Raw genomic sequence first — 18,991 nt, 5'->3', positions numbered from 1 at the left:
ATCAGTCCACCTGAGTCGAATTGGACCTGCCGGGCAGGTGAGTGGACTTCCCATGATGGCAGAGCGGCCCGCTCGGTCCCAGGGGGGCGACGCACCATCAGCGACACGCACCATCAGTAAGGAGCCCTCGATGGCGATCCTCGTCCTGCCCCGCGACAGTGCGGCCCTCGGGCGGCGGCTGCCCCAGCTCCTCGCCGGCCTGCTGCTCTACGGCGTCAGCATGGGCCTGGCCTACCGCGCCGGGCTCGGCCAGTCGCCGTGGGGCGTGTTCCACCAGGGAGTGGCCGCCCGGCTCGGGCTGAGCATCGGGACCGTGGTCAACCTGACCGGGCTGGCCGTGCTGCTGCTCTGGATTCCCCTGCGCCAGCGCCCCGGCCTGGGCACCATCGGCAACGTGCTGGTGCTCGGCGTCGCGATGGACGGCACCGACGCGCTGCTCCCGGCCCCGCACGGCCTGTTGCCGCAGATCGCGCTGCTGGCCGCCGGGATCGTGCTCAACGGGCTGGCCACCGGCCTCTACATCGGCGCCCGGCTCGGCCCGGGCCCGCGCGACGGACTGATGACCGGCCTGCACCAGCGCACGGGCCGCTCGGTGCGCCTGCTGCGCACCGGCCTGGAGCTGACGGTGCTGCTGGTCGGCGTGCTGCTCGGCGGCCGGGCGGGGGTGGGGACGGTCGCCTACGCACTGGCGATCGGCCCGCTGACACAGTTCTTCCTGCGCCACTGCACCGTTCCCGAGCGAGAGGCCCGGAAGGAATGAACTTCGGGCCGTGGGGCCCGGGCTCGTCGCGCGCCGGGGCCGGGGTCTCGTAAGGTCGTCTCCGTGTTGGACGAGATGCGGATACGGGATCTTGGTGTCATCGACGACGCGGTGGTGGAGCTGGCACCCGGCTTCACCGTCGTGACCGGTGAGACCGGCGCGGGCAAGACCATGGTGGTGACCAGCCTCGGTCTGCTGCTGGGCGGGCGGGCCGATCCCGCGCTGGTCCGCGGGGGTGCGGAGCGGGCCGTGGTGGAGGGCCGCCTCGACCTGCCGGCCGGCTCCGCGGCGGCGGCCCGCGCGCTGGAGGCCGGCGCCGAACTGGACGACGGCGCGCTGCTGATCAGCCGCACGGTCTCGGCCGAGGGCCGTTCGCGTGCGCACGTCGGTGGCCGCTCGGTGCCGGTGGGGCTGCTCGCCGAGCTGGGCGAGGACCTGATCGCGGTGCACGGCCAGAGCGACCAGCAGCGCCTGCTGCGCCCGGCCCGCCAACGCGGCGCGCTGGACCGCTACGCGGGCGAGGCGCTGGCCGAGCCGCTGGCCCGCTACCGGGCCTGCTACCGACGGCTGCGCGAGGTCGCCGACACGCTCGCCGAACTGACCACCCGGGCCCGGGAACGGGCCCAGGAGGCGGACCTGCTGCGCTTCGGCCTGGAGGAGGTGGCCGCCGCCGAGCCGGTGGCCGGCGAGGAGACCGAGCTGGCCGCCGAGGCCGAGCGGCTGGGCCACGCCGACGCGCTCTCCTCGGCCGCCGCGCTCGCGCACGCGGCGCTGGCCGGTGACCCGGCCGACCCCGACACGCTGGACGCCGGCACCCTGCTCAGCCAGGCGCGGCGTGCGCTGGACGGCGTGCGCGGCCACGACGAGCGCCTGGCCACCCTCGCCGACCGCCTCGCCGAGGTCGGCTACCTGTTCGCCGACGTGGCCGGCGACCTCGCGATGTACGCCGACGACCTGGACGCCGACCCGGTGCGGCTGGCGGCCGTCGAGGAGCGCCGCGCGGTGCTGGCCGTGCTGCTGCGCAAGTACGGCAGCGCCGAGGGCGGCACGGCCGAGGTGGTCGCCTGGGCCGAACAGGGCGCGCTGCGGCTGGCCGAGCTGGACGGCGACGACGACCGGATCGAGGAGCTGGCCGCCGAGGAGGCCGAGCTGCGCGGCGAGTTGGCCGCGCTGGCCGCCGAGGTCTCCGCCGCCCGGCAGGCCGCCGCCGGCCGGTTCGCGCAGGCGGTCTCGGCCGAGCTGACCGAGCTCGCCATGCCGCACGCCAAGGTCACCTTCGACCTGACCTGGATCGACGACCCGCAGGGCCTGGAACTGGACGGCCGCACCGTCGGCTACGGCTCGCACGGTGTGGACGAGGTCGAGGTGCTGCTCGCCCCGCACCCGGGTGCCGCCCCGCGCCCGATCGCCAAGGGTGCCTCCGGCGGTGAACTCTCCCGGGTGATGCTCGCCGTCGAGGTGGTCTTCGCCGCCTCCGACCCGGTGCCCACCTACCTCTTCGACGAGGTGGACGCGGGTGTCGGCGGCAAGGCGGCCGTCGAGATCGGCCGGCGGCTGGCCAAGCTGGCCCGCAGCGCGCAGGTCGTGGTGGTCACCCACCTGCCGCAGGTCGCCGCCTTCGCGGACCGGCACCTGGTGGTCGAGAAGACCAACGACGGCACGGTCACCCGCAGTGGCGTCAAGACTCTCAGTGACGAGGAGCGGGTACGCGAACTGTCCCGGATGCTGGCCGGCCTGGAGGACTCCGAACTGGGCCGGGCGCACGCCGAGGAACTGCTCGCCGCCGCGCGCGGACCCAGGCAGGCCTGAGCCTCGCCGTGGCGCCGACTGTCCAAGAGCCCCGGCGACCTGGCATGGTGGCGAAGGACCTTGGTTTTTCTAGGTGAGAGCGATACGACGTGGACCATTCCCCGGACCCGGGCCAGCTGCACGTGGTGCTGGTGCTGTCCGCCGGCAGCGGCGGGATCGGCGCCCATGTGCGCTCGCTGGCCCAGGGCTTGACCGCGCACGGCGTCAAGGTGACGCTCTGCGCACCCGCCGAGTCCGACGCGCGCTTCGGGTTCGCCCGCAGCGGCGCGGTCTTCCACCCGGTGGAGATCACCCCGACGTCGGGGGCCCGCAGTGACGCCGCCGCGATCGGGGAGCTGCGCCGCGCCTTCACCGGCGCCGACCTGGTGCACGCGCACGGCCTGCGGGCCGGCCTGCTCGCCGACCTGGCGCTGCGCACCGCGGGCCGGCTGCCGGGGCTGCGACCCGAGACGCCGCTGGTGGTGACCTCCCATCACGCCCTGCTGGCCACCGGCCTGGAGCGCCGGTTGCAGCGGCTGATGGAGCGTCGGGTGGCCCGCTCCGCCGACCTGGTGCTCGGCGCCTCCTCGGACCTGGTGGCGCGGGCCCGCGAGCTGGGCGCCACCGACGCGCGGCTCGGCCCGGTGGCCGCGCCGCCGCGCCCGCCGGCCGAGCTGGACCGGGCGGCGGCCCGGGCCGCGCTGCTCGGCCCCGACGAGCTGGACCGTCCGCTGGTGCTGGCGGTGGGCCGGCTGGTGCCGCACAAGGGCTACGCCCAGCTGCTGGACGCCGCACGGGAGTTCGGCGACGCGCTGGTGCTGGTGGCCGGGGACGGTCCGCAGCAGCTGGAGCTGGCCGAGCGGGTGGCCGCCGAGCGGCTGCCGGTGCGGCTGCTGGGCCACCGCACCGACGTGCCGGAGCTGCTGGCCGCCACCGACCTGGTGGTGATCCCCAGCCGCTGGGAGGCCCGCTCGCTGGTCGCCCAGGAGGCGCTGCGGGCCGGCGTGCCGCTGGTGGCGACCGCGGTCGGCGGGATCCCCGAGCTGGTCGGCGACGCCGCCGTGCTGGTCCCCGGCGGCGATCCGGCGGCGCTGGCGGCGGCGGTGCGCGCGCTGCTGGCCGACCCCGAGCGCCGGGCGGCGCTCGCCAAGGCGGGCCCCGTCCAGGCCGAGACCTGGCCGGACGAGGCCGCCACCGTTGCACAGGTGCTCAGCACCTACGACGAGCTGGTCCAGCGCCGCTGACTCTTCGTCGTCGGCGGCGCCGTCGCTGTGGCCGGGCTCGGCTCAGGACCGGACGGGCTGGCGTCCCGGCCGGCTGGCCTGCTCGGTGGCCGGGGGCTGCGGGGCCAGGTAGGCGGCGCCGCAGGCGGTCAGCCGCAGCGCGGTGTCGATCAGCGGCACGTGGCTGAAGGCCTGCGGGAAGTTGCCGACCTGGCGCTTGAGCCGCGGGTCCCACTCCTCGGCCAGCAGCCCGACGTCGTTGCGCAGCGCGAGCAGCTTCTCGAACAGCTCGCGCGCCTCGGCCACCCGCCCGATCATCGCCAGGTCGTCGGCCAGCCAGAACGAGCAGGCCAGGAACGCGCCTTCGTGTCCGGACAGGCCGTCGACATTCGCGCCACTCTCGTCGTGGGTCGGGTAGCGCAGCACGAACCCGTCCTCGGTGGACAGTTCGCGCTGGATCGCCTCGATGGTGCCGATCACCCGCTTGTCGTCCGGCGGCAGGAAGCCGACCTGCGGGATCAGCAGCAGCGAGGCGTCCAGCTCGCTGCCGCCGTAGTACTGGGTGAAGGTGTTGCGCTCGGGGTCGTAGCCCTTCTCGCAGACGTCCGCGTGGATCTCGTCGCGCAGCGCCCGCCAGCGGTCCAGCGGGCCCTCGGCCGGGGTCTGCTCGATCAGCTTGATGGTGCGGTCGACCGCCACCCAGGCCATCACCTTGGAGTGGACGAAGTGCCGGCGCGGCCCGCGCACCTCCCAGATGCCCTCGTCGGGGGCCTTCCAGTGCTCCTCCAGGTAGCTGATCAGGCGCAGCTGGAGCAGGTGGGCGTGGTCGTTGCGGGACAGGCCGGTCATCTGGGCCAGGTAGAGCGCCTCGACCACCTCGCCGTAGACGTCCAGCTGGAGCTGGCCGGCCGCGCCGTTTCCGATCCGCACCGGTGCCGAACCCTCGTAGCCGGGCAGCCAGTCCAGGTGACTCTCGTTCAGCTCGCGCCGTCCGGTGATGGTGTACATGATCTGCAGGTTCTCCGGGTCGCCGGCCACCGCCCGCAGCAGCCACTCGCGCCAGGCCCTGGCCTCCTCGCGGTAGCCGGTGCGCAGCAGCGAGGAGAGGGTGATCGCGGCGTCCCGCAGCCAGGTGTAGCGGTAGTCCCAGTTGCGCTCGCCGCCGATGTCCTCGGGCAGCGAGGTGGTGGGGGCCGCGACGATGCCGCCGGTGGGGGCGTAGGTGAGCGCCTTGAGGGTGATCAGCGAGCGGACCACGGCGTCCCGGTAGGGCCCCTGGTAGGTGCACTGGGCGACCCAGTCCACCCAGAACTCCTCGGTCAGCTCCAGCGAGCCCTCGGGGTCGGGGATGTCCGGCGGGGCCAGGTGGGAGCGCTGCCAGGTGAGCGCGAAGGTCACCCGCTCGCCGGCCTCGATGGTGAAGTCGGCGTAGGTGGTCAGGTCCCGTCCGTAGGTCTCGGCCTCGCCGTCCAGCCAGACCGAGTCGGGGCCGGCCACGGCGACCGTGCGGTGGCCGCCGCCGGCCTGCTCGACCCGGTGGACCCAGGGGACGATCTTGCCGTAGCTGAACCGCATCCGAAGCGCCGAGCGCATCCGCACCTGGCCGGTCAGGCCCTCCACGATGCGGATCATCTGGGGCACCGGCTCCTGCTCGCTCAGGTGCCGCGGCGGCATGAAGTCGATCACCCGCACGCTGCCGCGCGGGGTGTCCCACTCCTGCTCCAGAATCAGCGAGTCGCCCCGGTAACTGCGCCGATCGGCGGGCACCGCGGGCGCGGCCGCGCTGCTCGGCACCTCCTTCAGATCACCCGTATCGGTGAACGGGGCGCGCGGCGCCGGAGCGGTGGACAGCGGCGCCCGCTGGCCCTGCCGGCCGTGCGGGTCGGCCGGCGCGGCCGGCTCGGCCTCCGCGGGGCCGATCCGCCAGAAGCCGTGTTCATCGGTGCCCAACAGGCCGGCGAAGACGGCGGGGGAGTCGAATCGGGGCAGGCAGAGCCAGTCCACCGCGCCATCTCTGCTGACCAGGGCGGCGGTCTGCATGTCCCCGATAAGTGCGTAGTCCTCGATACGGCCGGCCACGTGCATCTCCAGTTCGCGGTAGTGCTCGGCGGTCACCGACAGGGGGGCGAGAGCGGATGCTGCGGGGCCGGGGGTGACGCGGTGCCAAGAACCGGGCGCCGCCTCGACCCGCTGGTGGCGGTGGCCGAACACGGCCCGCACGGAACCACGGATGCGGGTTCCTGGCACTGGCTCTGGAGTGAACTGGTGGAGCGGGGGAGTCCGGTCGCGCATCGGGGACGGAGAGGTATCGTCCGGACCCCTCGTCCTCGCTTGCTCTGCTGTCAGCGATGCGTCCGTGCAGGATACGACGCCGAGAGGGGGCTGGGCACCCGGAAACGATCAGGTACCGCCGTCTGCTCAGGCTCCACGCGTGAAAGTGGCCCGCCTGGGTGATGGGGGGCAGTTGAACAGGGGGGTCAGGCGCTGATCAATCCGGGTCATGCCACCTGATCACCTTGGTGGGGGAGCCGGCCCGGCGATCACCCGAGCGGGTCAGCGGCGGGGCTTGCGACCGCGTGCCACCCAGCTCGCTGATACCCTGGTATCCCGTGGACTGGTGGATAAACCGCCCCGGCCCCGCTGGCTGACGACCACCGAATCCTGACGCGTCGTCACCTCCAGCGACCGCACTCCACCGGCGTCATCTTCGACAGCGACCCACGGGAGCCCCCTCTTGGCACAGCCCCATTCCGGCAAGGCGGCGAACAGCCGCGCCGTGACGACCAAGCACCTCTTCGTCACCGGGGGTGTCGCCTCTTCACTCGGCAAGGGGCTCACCGCCTCGAGCCTCGGTGCCCTGCTCAAGGCCCGCGGCCTGCGGGTGACGATGCAGAAGCTCGACCCGTACCTCAACGTGGACCCGGGCACCATGAACCCGTTCCAGCACGGCGAGGTCTTCGTGACCGACGACGGCGCCGAGACGGACCTGGACATCGGCCACTACGAGCGGTTCCTGGACACCAACCTGCACGGCTCGGCCAACGTCACCACCGGCCAGGTGTACTCGACGGTGATCGCCAAGGAGCGCCGCGGCGAGTACCTGGGCGACACCGTCCAGGTGATCCCGCACATCACCAACGAGATCAAGTCCCGGATCCGCCGGATGGCGACCGAGGACGTGGACGTGGTGATCACCGAGGTCGGCGGAACCGTCGGCGACATCGAGTCGCTGCCGTTCCTGGAGGCCGTCCGCCAGGTGCGCCACGAGGTCGGCCGGGAGAACGTCTTCTTCGTGCACGTCTCGCTGCTGCCCTACATCGGCCCGTCCGGCGAGCTGAAGACCAAGCCCACCCAGCACTCGGTGGCCGCGCTGCGCAACATCGGCATCCAGCCGGACGCCATCGTGCTGCGCGCCGACCGCGAGGTCCCGCAGGCGATCAAGCGCAAGATCTCGCTGATGTGCGACGTGGACGAGGAGGCCGTGGTCGCGGCCATCGACGCCAAGTCGATCTACGACATCCCCAAGGTGCTGCACAGCGAGGGCCTGGACGCCTACGTGGTGCGCCGCCTCGACCTGGCCTTCCGCGACGTGGACTGGACGGTCTGGGACGACCTGCTGCGCCGGGTCCACGAGCCGCAGCACATCGTCAAGGTCGCGCTGGTCGGCAAGTACATCGACCTGCCCGACGCCTACCTCTCGGTCACCGAGGCGCTGCGGGCCGGCGGTTTCGCCAACAACGCGCGGGTCGAGATCAAGTGGGTCACCTCGGACGACTGCGAGACGCCCGAGGGTGCCCGTGAGCAGCTCGGCGACGTGGACGCGGTCTGCATCCCCGGCGGCTTCGGCGACCGCGGCGTCACCGGCAAGGTCGCCGCGATCACCTACGCCCGGGAGAACAAGATCCCGCTGCTCGGCCTCTGCCTGGGCCTGCAGTGCGTGGTGATCGAGGCTGCCCGCAACCTGGCCAACCTGCCCGAGGCCAACTCCACCGAGTTCGAGCCGGCCGGCCGGCACCCGGTGATCTCCACCATGGCCGAGCAGCTGGCGATCGTCGGCGGCCAGGGCGACCTGGGTGGCACCATGCGCCTGGGCCTCTACCCGGCCAAGCTGGCCGAGGGCTCGATCGTCCGCGAGGTCTACGGCGGTGAGCAGTACGTCGAGGAGCGCCACCGCCACCGCTACGAGGTCAACAACGCCTACCGCGCCGACCTGGAGAAGACCGGCCTGGTCTTCTCGGGGCTGTCGCCCAAGGGCGACCTGGTGGAGTACGTCGAGTACCCGCGCGAGGTGCACCCCTACCTGGTGGCCACCCAGGCGCACCCGGAGCTGAAGTCCCGCCCGACCCGCCCGCACCCGCTCTTCGCGGGCCTGGTGGCGGCGGCGATCAAGATCAAGACCGGCGGCGAGTAGAGCCGGAGCGCCACTGAAGTTCGCCCGACGGCGGCCCTGCGGAAATCGCGGGGCCGCCGTTCGGCGTTAGATTGTGTCGTACTGACGAAAAGGGGAGATCGCTGATGGCCGAGCAGCAGCAGACGGAGCAGATCCGCGACGAGGCGGAGCAGTGGGAGGTCCGCTCCAGCGTGACGCCCTTCCAGGGGCGGGTCACCGGCGTGCGCACCGACGAGGTGCTGATGCCGGACGGCGGCTACGCGCGGCGCGACTACCAGACCCACCCGGGCTCGGTGGGCGTGCTCGCGCTGGACGAGCGGCAGCGGGTGCTGCTGGTGCGCCAGTACCGGCACCCGGTGCGCCAGCGCCTGTGGGAGCTGCCGGCCGGCCTGCTCGACGTGCCGGGCGAGAACCCGCTGCACGCCGCGCAGCGGGAGCTGTACGAGGAGGCGTACTGCAAGGCGGAGAGCTGGCGGGTGCTGGTCGACTTCTACACCTCGCCCGGCGGCACCGACGAGGCGCTGCGGCTCTTCCTGGCCACCGACCTTGCCGAGGCCGAGGGCGAGAAGTACGCGGCGGACGGCGAGGAGCTGGAGATCCAGACCGCCCGGGTGCCGCTGGCGCGGCTGGTCGAGCTGGTGCTGGCGGGCGAGCTGCACAACCCGACGCTGATCACCGGCACCCTCGCGCTGCACGCCGCCCTGACCGGTCCCGGTCTCGCGGCGCTGCGCCCGGCCGACGCGCCCTGGCCGGCCCGTCCGTTCACGGCGTAGCCGACGAACGCGCAGGGCCGCCCCAATCGCCCAGCTCGAGCCGGCGACTGAACAGAGTGGGCGACCATCAGGGTGATTTGCCACTTGGTCATACCGATGTCCCCTCGGCCGGGCGCCCTTGGCGAACTACGCTTCGCTGACGGGAAGCTGGGCGACCGGGTCGGGAGTGGCGCAGGTGGCGAGGAAGACGGCGACGATGGACGCACGCCCGGCCCCCGACGGGCCGGTGGCGGGCCTGCCACCCGGCCCGGAGCACTTCGCCGGGCGGGCCGCCGAGCTGGCCGCGCTGCGCGCCGAGGTCCGGCGGCCGCCCGGTGACGGCTGCCGGGTGCTGGTGGTCACCGGCCGCCCCGGCTCCGGCCGCACCGTGCTGGCGCGGCGGTTCGCCCGTTCGCTGGCCGGTGAGTACCAGGTGCTCACCGAGCGGCTGAGCGCCCCGGACGGGACGGCGCAGCCGCCCGGTGCCGTCGCCCGGCGGCTGCTGGCGGCCCTCGGGGTGCCCTGCGACACGCTGCCCCCGATGGCGGACGAGGAGGCGGACCCGGCCTGCGCGCGGCTGCGCGAGGCGCTGGCCGGGCGGGCCACCCTGCTGCTGCTCGACGACGTCGCGGACGCCGCCCAGTTGCGGCCGCTGCTGCCGGACGAGCCGCGCTGCCTGGTGCTGGCCGCCACCACCGGGCCGCTCACCGCGCTGGCCGACCGGTTCCGGGTCGACCCGGTGATCCTGCGCGGACTGGACGAGGCCGCCGCCGTCGAACTGCTCACCGCTCTGGTCGGCGGCACCCGGATCAGCTGCGACCCGGTCGGCGCGGCCGCGCTCGCCGAGGCCTGCGCGGGGCGGCCGGCTCCGCTGCGGCTGATGGCGCACTGGCTGCGTGCCCATCCCAAGGCCGCCGTCCCGGCCGCGGCCGACGCGCTGCGCGAGGCCGGCGGCGAGGTGCTGTCGGCCGCCTTCGCGCTGCGTTACCGGGCGCTGCCGGTGGCCCAGGCGCGGCTGCTGCGGACGCTCACGCTGGCCCCGGGCGGCTGGGCCGACCCGCGCACCGCCTCGGCGCTGGCGGGCTGCCCGGCGCCCGAGGCCGCCGCCGGGCTGCGTGCGCTGGCCGAGGGGGAACTGCTGGAGGAGCACGGGGCGAGCGCCGACGGCACGCCGCGCTACCAGGTGCCGGGCCGCTTCTTCGGCGAGCTGGTCGCGCTGCGCGAGCGGCTGGACCGGCCCGCCGAGGTCCAACTGGCCCGGGCCCGGCTGCTGGAGCGGCTGGTCCGGCTGGTCGACTCGGCCCGCGCGCTGCTCGAACCCACCCGCTCGGCGCCCGACCCGCTGCCCGGGCCGCTGCGGCTGCGCACCGCCGCGCACGCCCGTGGCTGGCTGCTCGGCGAGCGCGAGCTGCTGCTCGCCGCGGGCGAGCAGGCGGTCGCCCAGGGGGACCTGGACGGTTCGGCCGTCCGGCTGGTCGGCGCGCTGTTGCGGACGCTGCCGGCGGCCGGCCCGCTGGCGCCCGCCGACGCGTACCGGCTGCACCGGCTGGTGCTGACCTGCGCCGAGCGGCAGGGCACGCCCCGGCGGGCCGCCGCCGCGCTGCTCAACCTGGCCGAACTGCGGGCCGGGGCCGGCCAGTGGCGGGCCGCGGCCGAGCACTACCGGGCCGCGCACGTGCACAGCCGCGATCCGCTGGACGAGGCGGTCGCCGCCCGGGCGCTGGAGGGCGTGGCGCAGTGCCACCGGGCGCTCGGGGACGCGGTGCGCGCCGCCGACAGCTACGGCCGCGCGCTGGCGCTGCGCCGGGGCCTGGACGAGCCCACGGCCCAGGCCCGGCTGCTGGCCCGGATCGGCGAGGCGCATGCCGCCCAGCGGCGCTTCGCGGAGGCGGAGCGCGAGTACCGGGCGGCGCTCGCGCTGCTGCGCCGGCTCGGCGACGAGCGGGGCGCGGCGGCGGTGGCGACGGCGTTGGAGCGACTCGTCGCGAACGGGTGAGCGAGGGTGGGGGTGAATGGGTGAGCGACGGTGAGGGGTGAACGGGTGAGCGAGGGGGTGAATGGGTGAGCGACGGTGAGGGGTGAACGGGTGAGCGAGGGTGGGGAACGGGTGAGCGAGGGTCCGGCGGGCGGGTGAGCGGTGCCGGGTGGGCCCGCGGTGGTGAACGCCGGATGTCCGACCGGTGGTCTTGCGGTAGCCCTTGGCTGGGATGGGAAGTTTGTCCGGAACACGGGGGTTTGCCAGGAAGGATCCAAGGCAAGCCTACGAATCTGCCAATGTCTCTCGCTTATTTAGTCACTTTGGAAGGCTGGCGGATTCGCTGGGCTTCATTACACTCGACTTAGTCGCGCAGTGCAGCGTGCCCCGGCTCTGCCGGAGGCCTGTCTGTGCGGGCACCCGCCGGTCTTCCCCCGGTTGGGACTCCCATGGCAAGAGGGACGTGTTTAACCGTGACCAAGGTCGGCATCCCCCGCGAGGTCAAGAACCACGAGTACCGCGTGGCCATCACGCCCGCCGGCGTGCATGAGCTGGTCCGCAACGGACACGAGGTCTTCATCGAGGACGGCGCCGGTGTCGGCTCCTCCATCCCGAACGAGGAGTACGTGGCCGCCGGCGCCACCATCCTCCCCACCGCCGACGAGGTGTGGGCCACCGCCGACCTGCTGCTGAAGGTCAAGGAGCCGATCGCCTCCGAGTACCACCGGCTGCGCAAGGGCCAGACCCTCTTCACCTACCTGCACCTGGCGGCCGACAAGGCCGGCACCGACGCGCTGGTCGCCTCCGGCACCACCGCGATCGCCTACGAGACCGTGCAGCTGGCCAACGGCGCGCTGCCGCTGCTCGCCCCGATGTCCGAGGTCGCGGGCCGGCTGGCCCCGCAGGTCGGCTCCTACCACCTGATGCGCCCGGCCGGCGGCCGCGGCGTGCTGCCCGGTGGCGTGCCCGGCACCCACCCGGCCAAGGCCGTCGTCGTCGGCGGTGGCGTCTCCGGCTGGCACGCGGCCACCATCGCGATCGGCATGGGCTACGAGGTAACCCTGCTGGACCGCGACATCAACAAGCTGCGCGAGGCCGACCGGATCTTCGGCACCAAGATCAAGGCCATCATGTCCAACAGCTTCGAGCTGGAGAAGGCCGTGCTGGAGGCCGACCTGGTGATCGGCGCCGTGCTGATCCCGGGTGCCAAGGCCCCCAAGCTGATCACCAACGAGCTGGTCTCCCGGATGAAGCCGGGTTCCGTGCTGGTCGACATCGCCATCGACCAGGGCGGTTGCTTCGAGGACTCGCGTCCCACCACGCACGCCGAGCCGACCTTCCCGGTCCACAACTCGGTCTTCTACTGCGTGGCCAACATGCCGGGCGCCGTCCCGAACACCTCCACCTACGCGCTGACCAACGCGACGCTGCCGTACGTCGTCGAGCTGGCCAACCGTGGTTGGAAGGAGGCGCTGAAGCGTGACGCCGCGCTGGCCAAGGGCCTGAATGTGCACGAGGGTCAGATCACCTACGGCGCCGTCGCCGAGGCGTTCGGTCTGCCCTCCATCTCCCTGGACAGCGTGCTCGCCTGACGCTCCGCCAGAAGCGCGCGACAGGCGCGCGACCAGTGTCGATGGCCCCTGGCCGGCGGTAGCCGACCGGGGGCTTCGACGTGCCTCGATGCGCCGTCAACGCGCTGAGGGTCGGGTCACCCGCCCCTTGACAGAACCCGGTCGGGTAGCCGACACATCGGGCCCACTACCGTGGATTGTGTTGCTGCGAACGCCCGAAACGGCCTAGAGTCGCAAACCGTCGGCATGGTGTCAGGCTGACGAATCGACATAATGCCCTGGATGCCCAAGGAGGTAAGACGACTTGTGAATGAGTCGACATTTGCTCCCGGGGGTGGTCAGCCAGGACTGGCGGAGCGTGTCTCCGGACAGCCGACCGACGACACCGGGGCCGCACATTCCACTGTCGGAGCCAGTGAGATCGGCACGGTCGCCGTGCGCACCTTCGAGGCCCGGCAGGCCGCGAGCCAGGCAGCCACCCAGACCGCGATCTACGAGGCCGATCTGCCCGGACAGGGCCTCGGCTATGCCGAGTTCGCCTACGGTTCCTACGACGACCCGGACGCCGAGTACGAGCCGGACCCGGAGTACGCCGCCACGCTGGCCCCCGACGCGGCCCGCCAGCGCCGCGAGCGGATCGGCCCCACCGGCCGTCCGCTGCCGTACTTCCCGATCCCCGCGCCGCTGGCCAAGCACGGCCCCGCGCAGATCATCGCGATGTGCAACCAGAAGGGCGGCGTCGGCAAGACCACCTCGACCATCAACCTGGGCGCCGCACTGGCCGAGTACGGCCGCCGGGTGCTGCTGGTCGACTTCGACCCGCAGGGCGCGCTCTCGGTGGGCCTGGGGGTCAACCCGATGGAGCTCGACGTCACGGTCTACAACCTGCTCATGGAGCGGGGCCTGACGGCGGACGAGGTGCTGCTGAAGACCGCCATCCCCGGCATGGACCTGCTGCCCTCCAACATCGACCTGTCGGCCGCCGAGGTGCAGCTGGTCAGCGAGGTGGCCCGGGAGTCGGCGCTGGCCCGTGCGCTGCGCCCGCTGCTGCCGGACTACGACTACGTGATCATCGACTGCCAGCCCTCGCTCGGCCTGCTGACGGTCAACGCGCTCACCGCAGCGCACAGCGTCATCGTGCCGCTGGAGTGCGAGTTCTTCGCGCTGCGCGGTGTGGCGCTGCTCACCGAGACGATCGAGAAGGTCTGCGAGCGGCTCAACCCCGAGCTGCGCCTGGACGGCATCCTGGCCACCATGTACGACTCGCGCACCGTGCACAGCCGCGAGGTGCTGGCCCGGGTGGTCGAGGCCTTCGGTGACCACGTCTTCCACACCGTGATCGGACGCACCGTCAGATTCCCCGAGACCACCGTGGCCGGCGAGCCGATCACCACGTACGCGACCAACTCGGTCGGCGCCGCCGCCTACCGCCAGCTGGCCAGGGAGGTGCTCGACCGGTGCCGCCCCGTCGAGTGAGCCTCCCGGGGGCCGACGAGCTGTTCCGCACCACCGGGGGGATGGCGCTGTCGCCCTCCCTGGCCAGCCGCTCCGCCGTCGAACCGGCGGAGGGTGGCGGCGGTGCGCAGCAGCCTGACGCGGCCTCGGCTGACGCTCCCTCGGGTGGTCCCGGCGGGGCCGGCCCGGCCGTCGCCCGGCCGCGGGTCGAGCGGGCCCCGCAGGGTGCCGCGCCGACCGGCACCGTGGTGCCGGCCCGTACCGGGCCGCCCGCCGCGCCGGGCCAGGGCGAGGAGCAGGGCGCGGACAGCGCAGGGCGGCGCCGCCCGCGCGGGCGCGCACCCCGGCGTCCCAGCGGGCGCGAACGGCACGACGAGAAGATCACCGTGTACGTCTCCGCCGAGGAGCTGATGGACCTGGAGCACGCGCGCCTGGTCCTGCGTGGCGAGCACGGCCTCGCGGTGGACCGCGGCCGGGTGGTGCGGGAGGCCATCGCGGTCGTCCTGGCCGATCTGGAGCAGCGGGGTGACGCCAGCATCCTGGTCCGGCGGTTGCGCGGCCGATAAGCGGGTTCCGCGTGTGAAGATGGACCGCCATGGCCAGCACCTCCCCGGACCCCGTCACCGCCCCGGAACCCGCCCCAGAACCTGCCGCCGCTGACGTCGCGCGCGGCGCCTTCCAGGTGCGGCTGGTCAACTTCGAGGGCCCGTTCGACCTGCTGCTCGGCCTGATCGCCAAGCACAAGCTGGACGTCACCGAGGTCGCCCTCGCCCGGGTCACCGACGAGTTCATGGTCTACCTGCGGGCCATGGGCCCGGACTGGGACCTGGACGCGACCACCGAGTTCCTGGTGGTCGCGGCCACCCTGCTCGATCTCAAGGCGGCCCGGCTGCTGCCCGCCGCCGAGATCGAGGACGAGGAGGACCTCGCCCTGCTGGAGGCCCGCGACCTGCTCTTCGCCCGGCTGCTGCAGTACCGGGCCTACAAGCGGGTGGCGGCCGTCTTCGAGCAGCGTTGGGCGGCGGAGCAGCGCCGCCGGCCGCGCACGGTCGGCCTGGAGCCGCAGCACGCCGAGCTGCTGCCCGAGGTGGTGATCCACGTCGGCCTCGAGCGCTTCGCGCAGCTGGCCGCGAAGGCGATGACGCCCAAGCCGAAGCCGGTGGTCTACGTCGACCACATCCACACCCCGCCGGTCAGCGTGCGCGAGCAGGCCGCGTTGATGGCGGCCTACCTCACCGAGCACGGCGAGGCGTCGTTCGGCGACCTGGTCGCGGACGCCGGGGAGACGCTGGTGGTGGTGGCGCGGTTCCTGGCGCTGCTGGAGCTCTACCGGGAGCGGGCGCTGGCCTTCGAGCAGCCGGAGGCGCTCGGGGAGCTGACGGTCCGTTGGGTGGCCGATCCGGAGCGGGCGGCGATCGAGGTGACCGACGAGTTCGACGGCGGGCCGCAGCCCGCGGCCGAGGCGGACGGGGGACCTGGTCGAGGAGAGGGAGTCGAGGATGAGCGGGACCGCTGAGGGGTCCGGGCCGCTGAGCGCCGGCGATGCGCGGCCGGCCCGCCGCGCGCTGGGCGTGCCGGGCCAGGCCCGCGAGGACGAGTGGCTGGAGCCGGCCTACCCCTGGGAGGACGGCGCCGCGGTGGTCGACGCCGAGCCCGCCGAGCCTGCCGGTCCCGCCGAGGCTGCCGCGCCTGTGCTGCCGCCGCAGGCGGTCCCGGCGGATCCGGTGCCCGTCGATGTGGCGGCCGACACGGACGACGGCCACACCGGCGACGAGCCGGCAGCTGCGCCCGAGGTCGAGCTCAAGGCGGGCCTGGAGGCCGTGCTGATGGTGGCCGACGAGCCGTTGGCCGAGCCGCGGCTGGCCCAGGTCATGGACCGGCCGAGGCCCGAGGTGGCGGCGGCACTAAGGGAGTTGGCGGCCGAGTACGCGTCGCAGGGACGCGGTTTCGAGCTGCGACTGGTGGCCGGCGGCTGGCGGTTCTACAGCGCGGCGGCCTGCGCGTCCGTGGTGGACCGGTACGTGCTGGACGGTCAGCAGGCCCGGCTCACCCAGGCCGCACTGGAGACGCTCGCGGTGGTCGCCTACCGCCAGCCGGTGTCCCGATCCCGGGTATCAGCGGTACGTGGTGTGAACTGTGACGGCGTGATGCGTACCCTGGTACAGCGAGGACTGGTGGAAGAGACCGGCTCCGAGCCCGAAACAGGTGCGATCCTGTATCGGACGACGAACTACTTCCTGGAACGGATGGGGCTGCGCGGCCTGGATGAGCTGCCAGAGCTCGCGCCCTTCCTGCCCGAGGTCGACGACGTGGAAGCGGAGTCCCTCGAAGGCACGGTGATCGCGGACGCGGTGGCCGCCGTGAGCGCAGGGGAAGTGCAGTGAGGTCGGCCGGCACGACCCGCACTTCCCGATGGAATCGACGTACGGACATTTGATGCGTAGCAGTGGCAGTGGTAACGGCAGGAACAGCGGCGGCGGCGGTGGCCGCGGCGGCTACAGCGGTGGCGGTGGCGGACGGGGCGGCAGCAGCGGCGATGGCGGCCGAGGTGGCAGCGGCGGCGCCAGGAGCGGCGGCAGCGGCGGTTACGGCGGCGGGAGCGGCCGGGGCAGTGGCAGCGGTGGCGGCTACAGCGGTGGTGGCAGCGGCAGCCGAGGTGGCAGCGGTGGCGGCTACAGCGGTGGTGGCAGCGGCAGCCGAGGTGGCAGCGGTGGCGGCTACAGCGGTGGCGGCCGAGGTGGCGGCGGTAGCGGCAGTGGCAGTGGCTGGAGCAGTGGCAGCAGCCGGAGCGGGGGCAACCGCGACGAGCGTCGCGAGCCCCGCCCCGAGGAGCGCCGCTACGACCGTCCCGAGTACGGCGGCGGCCCGAACGCCACCCCCGCCCGCGGCGGCTTCAGCGGTCGCCGTCCCGGCCCCGCGCCGCGCCCGCGCCGCGAGGGCCAGGGCGCTCCCGGCGACCCGCGGCGCCAGCCGCAGCGTTCGCGCGAGCTGCAGGCCAAGATCGAGGACGCGGTGCTGCGCCGCCACGAGGGTCCCGGCACCGGCGGCAACGAGGAGGGCGAGCGGCTGCAGAAGGTGCTGGCCCGGGCCGGCATGGGCAGCCGGCGGGCCTGCGAGGAGCTGATCGAGCAGGGCCGGGTCGAGGTCAACGGCCTGCGGGTCACCGAGCAGGGCAAGCGGGTCGACCCCGAGAACGACGAGATCAAGGTGGACGGCCTCACCGTCGCCACCCAGTCGTACCTGTTCTTCGCGCTCAACAAGCCGGCCGGCGTGGTCTCCACGATGGAGGACCCGGACGGCCGCCAGTGCCTGGGCGACTACGTGACCAACCGGGAGACCCGGCTGTTCCACGTGGGCCGGCTGGACACCGAGACCGAGGGCATCATCCTGCTCACCAACCACGGCGAGCTGGCCCACCGGCTGACCCACCCGCGCTACGGCGTCACCAAGACCTACCTGGCCGCGATCCAGGGCCCGATCCCGCGTGACCTGGGCAAGCAGCTCGCCCAGGGCATCGAGCTGGAGGACGGTTTCGCCCGTGCCGACAGCTTCAAGGTGGTCTCCAACGTCGGCAAGAACTACCTGGTCGAGGTCACCCTGCACGAGGGCCGCAAGCACATCGTGCGCCGGATGCTCGCCGAGGCGGGCTTCCCGGTGGAGAAGCTGGTCCGCACCCACTTCGGCCCGATCGCGCTGGGCGACCAGAAGTCGGGCTGGCTGCGCCGGCTGACCAACCCCGAGGTTGGGCAGCTGATGCGGGAGGTCGGCCTCTAGGGCCTGTACGGCGGATCTTGCCGGGCGCGCGACCGGACGGGACCTAGGTCCTGTCCGGCCGATCTTGCCGGGCGCGCGACCGGACGGGACCTAGGCCGCAGCCGATTCCGAACAGAGGACGAACAGCGGGGCCACGCACCGAGCGGGTGCGCGGCCCCGCGTTCTGTCCGGACGCCGTGCCGCGATCGCGGCCGGTGCCGTCCCGGCTTGACGGGTCGGCTTGTCAGGGGGATCATCCGTGGCGCAGGATGGCCACGAGATAATCACTCGCCAATTGGCGTGAAACCGCCACACGGGGGAGGGGCGTCATGTTTGACGCTTTCAGCGCACTCGGGCTGTCCGATGTCGACGCCCAGATCTACGTCGCGCTGGTGGCCGCCCCGCAGTCCACCGCCGCGGAACTGGCCGAGCGCTGCGGCCTGAGCGGGCAGCAGAGCGGCAAGGCGCTCAGCCGGCTGGCCCAGCAGGGCATGGCCACCCGCGCCCCGGTCGACCGCGAGCGCTACCTGGCCGTCGCGCCGGACGTCGCGATCGGCACCCTGATCGGCCATCGCGAGGCCGAGCTGCGCAGCGCGCGGGCCGAGATGCACCGGTTGATGGACACCTTCCGCGAGGCCTCCCGGTTCACCGACCCGGCCCGCTCGGTCGAGGTGCTGACCGGCAGCGAGGCGATCAACCAGCGGATCGAGCACCTGCAGGAGAGCAGCCATCAGCAGGTGCGCACCTTCGACTGCCCGCCGTACGTGCGGGATCCGGCCGCCAACCTCACCCAGCAGAGCCGCCGGCTCAAGGAGGGCGTGCGGTTCCGGGCCATCTACGACCGGGAGGCGGTGGCCTGGCCCGGGCGGCTGGAGAACGAGATCCTGGTCGGCGTGCAGGACGGGGAGGAGGCCCGGGTGCGGACCACCCTCCCGATGAAGTTGATCATGGCGGACGACCGGATGGCGATCATCCCGATCAGCGTCGGCGACAGCGTGCTGGACGCCGCCTACGTGATCCATCCGTCCGCCCTGCTGCAGGCGCTGGACGGGCTCTTCGAGGCCGAGTGGGACCGGGCGGTGCCGCTGCAGGCCGCGATCGGCTCCGAACCCGGCCCGCGCGAGCCCGAGGCCGACCAGCGCAAGCTGCTCGGGCTGCTCGCGGCGGGCCTGACCGACGAGTCGATCGCCCGCTCGCTGGGCTGGAGCGCCCGTACCACCCAGCGGCGGTTGCAGGCGCTGATGCGGGAGTTGGGCGCCAGCACCCGGTTCCAGGCCGGCATGGCGGCTCGCGAGCGCGGCTGGCTGTAACGACCGGCCGGCAG

At 73.4% G+C, this 18,991-nt stretch carries 13 protein-coding genes and 2 pseudogenes; 13 read left to right on the top strand and 2 right to left on the bottom strand.

Annotated elements, in window-relative coordinates:
- Positions 1-130 precede the first annotated feature (130 nt).
- From P3T41_RS16590 to P3T41_RS16580, 3 genes are all read left to right on the top strand, one after another.
- The gene (locus P3T41_RS16590) at positions 131-760 is read left to right on the top strand and encodes a hypothetical protein (RefSeq protein WP_280690619.1); all 630 of its coding nucleotides are present in this window, start codon (positions 131-133) and stop codon (positions 758-760) included.
- Between the two features lie 75 nt (positions 761-835).
- Positions 836-2,569: a DNA repair protein RecN gene (gene recN / locus P3T41_RS16585; protein ID WP_280690640.1), complete on the top strand. Its 1,734-nt coding sequence runs from the start codon at positions 836-838 to the stop codon at positions 2,567-2,569.
- 89 nt (positions 2,570-2,658) lie between these two features.
- Positions 2,659-3,792 (top strand): glycosyltransferase family 4 protein, encoded by a 1,134-nt coding sequence (locus P3T41_RS16580; protein WP_280690618.1) that lies wholly within the window; start codon positions 2,659-2,661, stop codon positions 3,790-3,792.
- A 42-nt stretch (positions 3,793-3,834) separates the two neighbouring features.
- Here the strand turns inward: P3T41_RS16580 and P3T41_RS16575 are convergent.
- Positions 3,835-5,535, bottom strand: a pseudogene (locus tag P3T41_RS16575) (glycoside hydrolase family 15 protein); the annotation flags it as partial.
- A gap of 123 nt (positions 5,536-5,658) precedes the next feature.
- Positions 5,659-5,850 (bottom strand): annotated as a pseudogene (locus P3T41_RS36950) (trehalase-like domain-containing protein); the annotation flags it as partial.
- A gap of 655 nt (positions 5,851-6,505) precedes the next feature.
- On the opposite strand from P3T41_RS36950, the gene P3T41_RS16570 reads away from it, so the two are divergent.
- From P3T41_RS16570 to P3T41_RS16525, 10 genes are all read left to right on the top strand, one after another.
- Entirely contained in the window at positions 6,506-8,182 is a 1,677-nt protein-coding gene (locus P3T41_RS16570; protein ID WP_280690617.1) for a CTP synthase, read from the top strand.
- 104 nt (positions 8,183-8,286) lie between these two features.
- Positions 8,287-8,934: an NUDIX hydrolase gene (locus P3T41_RS16565; protein ID WP_280690616.1), complete on the top strand. Its 648-nt coding sequence runs from the start codon at positions 8,287-8,289 to the stop codon at positions 8,932-8,934.
- 196 nt (positions 8,935-9,130) lie between these two features.
- On the top strand, positions 9,131-10,909 hold the full coding sequence (locus P3T41_RS16560) for an ATP-binding protein (protein ID WP_280690615.1): 1,779 nt from the start codon (positions 9,131-9,133) through the stop codon (positions 10,907-10,909).
- A gap of 428 nt (positions 10,910-11,337) precedes the next feature.
- Positions 11,338-12,480: an alanine dehydrogenase gene (gene ald / locus P3T41_RS16555; protein WP_280690614.1), complete on the top strand. Its 1,143-nt coding sequence runs from the start codon at positions 11,338-11,340 to the stop codon at positions 12,478-12,480.
- 285 nt (positions 12,481-12,765) lie between these two features.
- Complete coding sequence (locus P3T41_RS16550; RefSeq protein ID WP_280690613.1) at positions 12,766-13,935, top strand: ParA family protein; 1,170 nt, start codon at positions 12,766-12,768, stop codon at positions 13,933-13,935.
- A gap of 41 nt (positions 13,936-13,976) precedes the next feature.
- Entirely contained in the window at positions 13,977-14,480 is a 504-nt protein-coding gene (locus tag P3T41_RS16545) for a hypothetical protein (RefSeq protein WP_280690638.1), read from the top strand.
- Positions 14,481-14,509: 29 nt separating this feature from the next.
- Positions 14,510-15,430 carry a segregation/condensation protein A gene (locus tag P3T41_RS16540; RefSeq protein ID WP_280690612.1) on the top strand — a complete coding sequence of 307 codons (921 nt, stop codon included), beginning with the start codon at positions 14,510-14,512 and terminating at the stop codon, positions 15,428-15,430.
- A gap of 220 nt (positions 15,431-15,650) precedes the next feature.
- Positions 15,651-16,298 carry an SMC-Scp complex subunit ScpB gene (gene scpB, locus P3T41_RS16535; RefSeq protein ID WP_280690637.1) on the top strand — a complete coding sequence of 216 codons (648 nt, stop codon included), beginning with the start codon at positions 15,651-15,653 and terminating at the stop codon, positions 16,296-16,298.
- A gap of 52 nt (positions 16,299-16,350) precedes the next feature.
- On the top strand, positions 16,351-17,688 hold the full coding sequence (locus tag P3T41_RS16530; RefSeq protein WP_280690611.1) for a pseudouridine synthase: 1,338 nt from the start codon (positions 16,351-16,353) through the stop codon (positions 17,686-17,688).
- 308 nt (positions 17,689-17,996) lie between these two features.
- Positions 17,997-18,977, top strand: coding sequence for a helix-turn-helix domain-containing protein (locus P3T41_RS16525; RefSeq protein WP_280690610.1), 981 nt, complete (start codon positions 17,997-17,999; stop codon positions 18,975-18,977).
- Positions 18,978-18,991: the final 14 nt, after the last annotated feature.

The sequence above is a fragment of the Kitasatospora sp. GAS204B genome (assembly GCF_029892155.1).
Lineage (GTDB): Bacteria > Actinomycetota > Actinomycetes > Streptomycetales > Streptomycetaceae > Kitasatospora.
The sequence above is the reverse complement of the archived record's forward strand: the minus strand, read 5'-3'. Positions and strand labels throughout refer to the sequence as shown.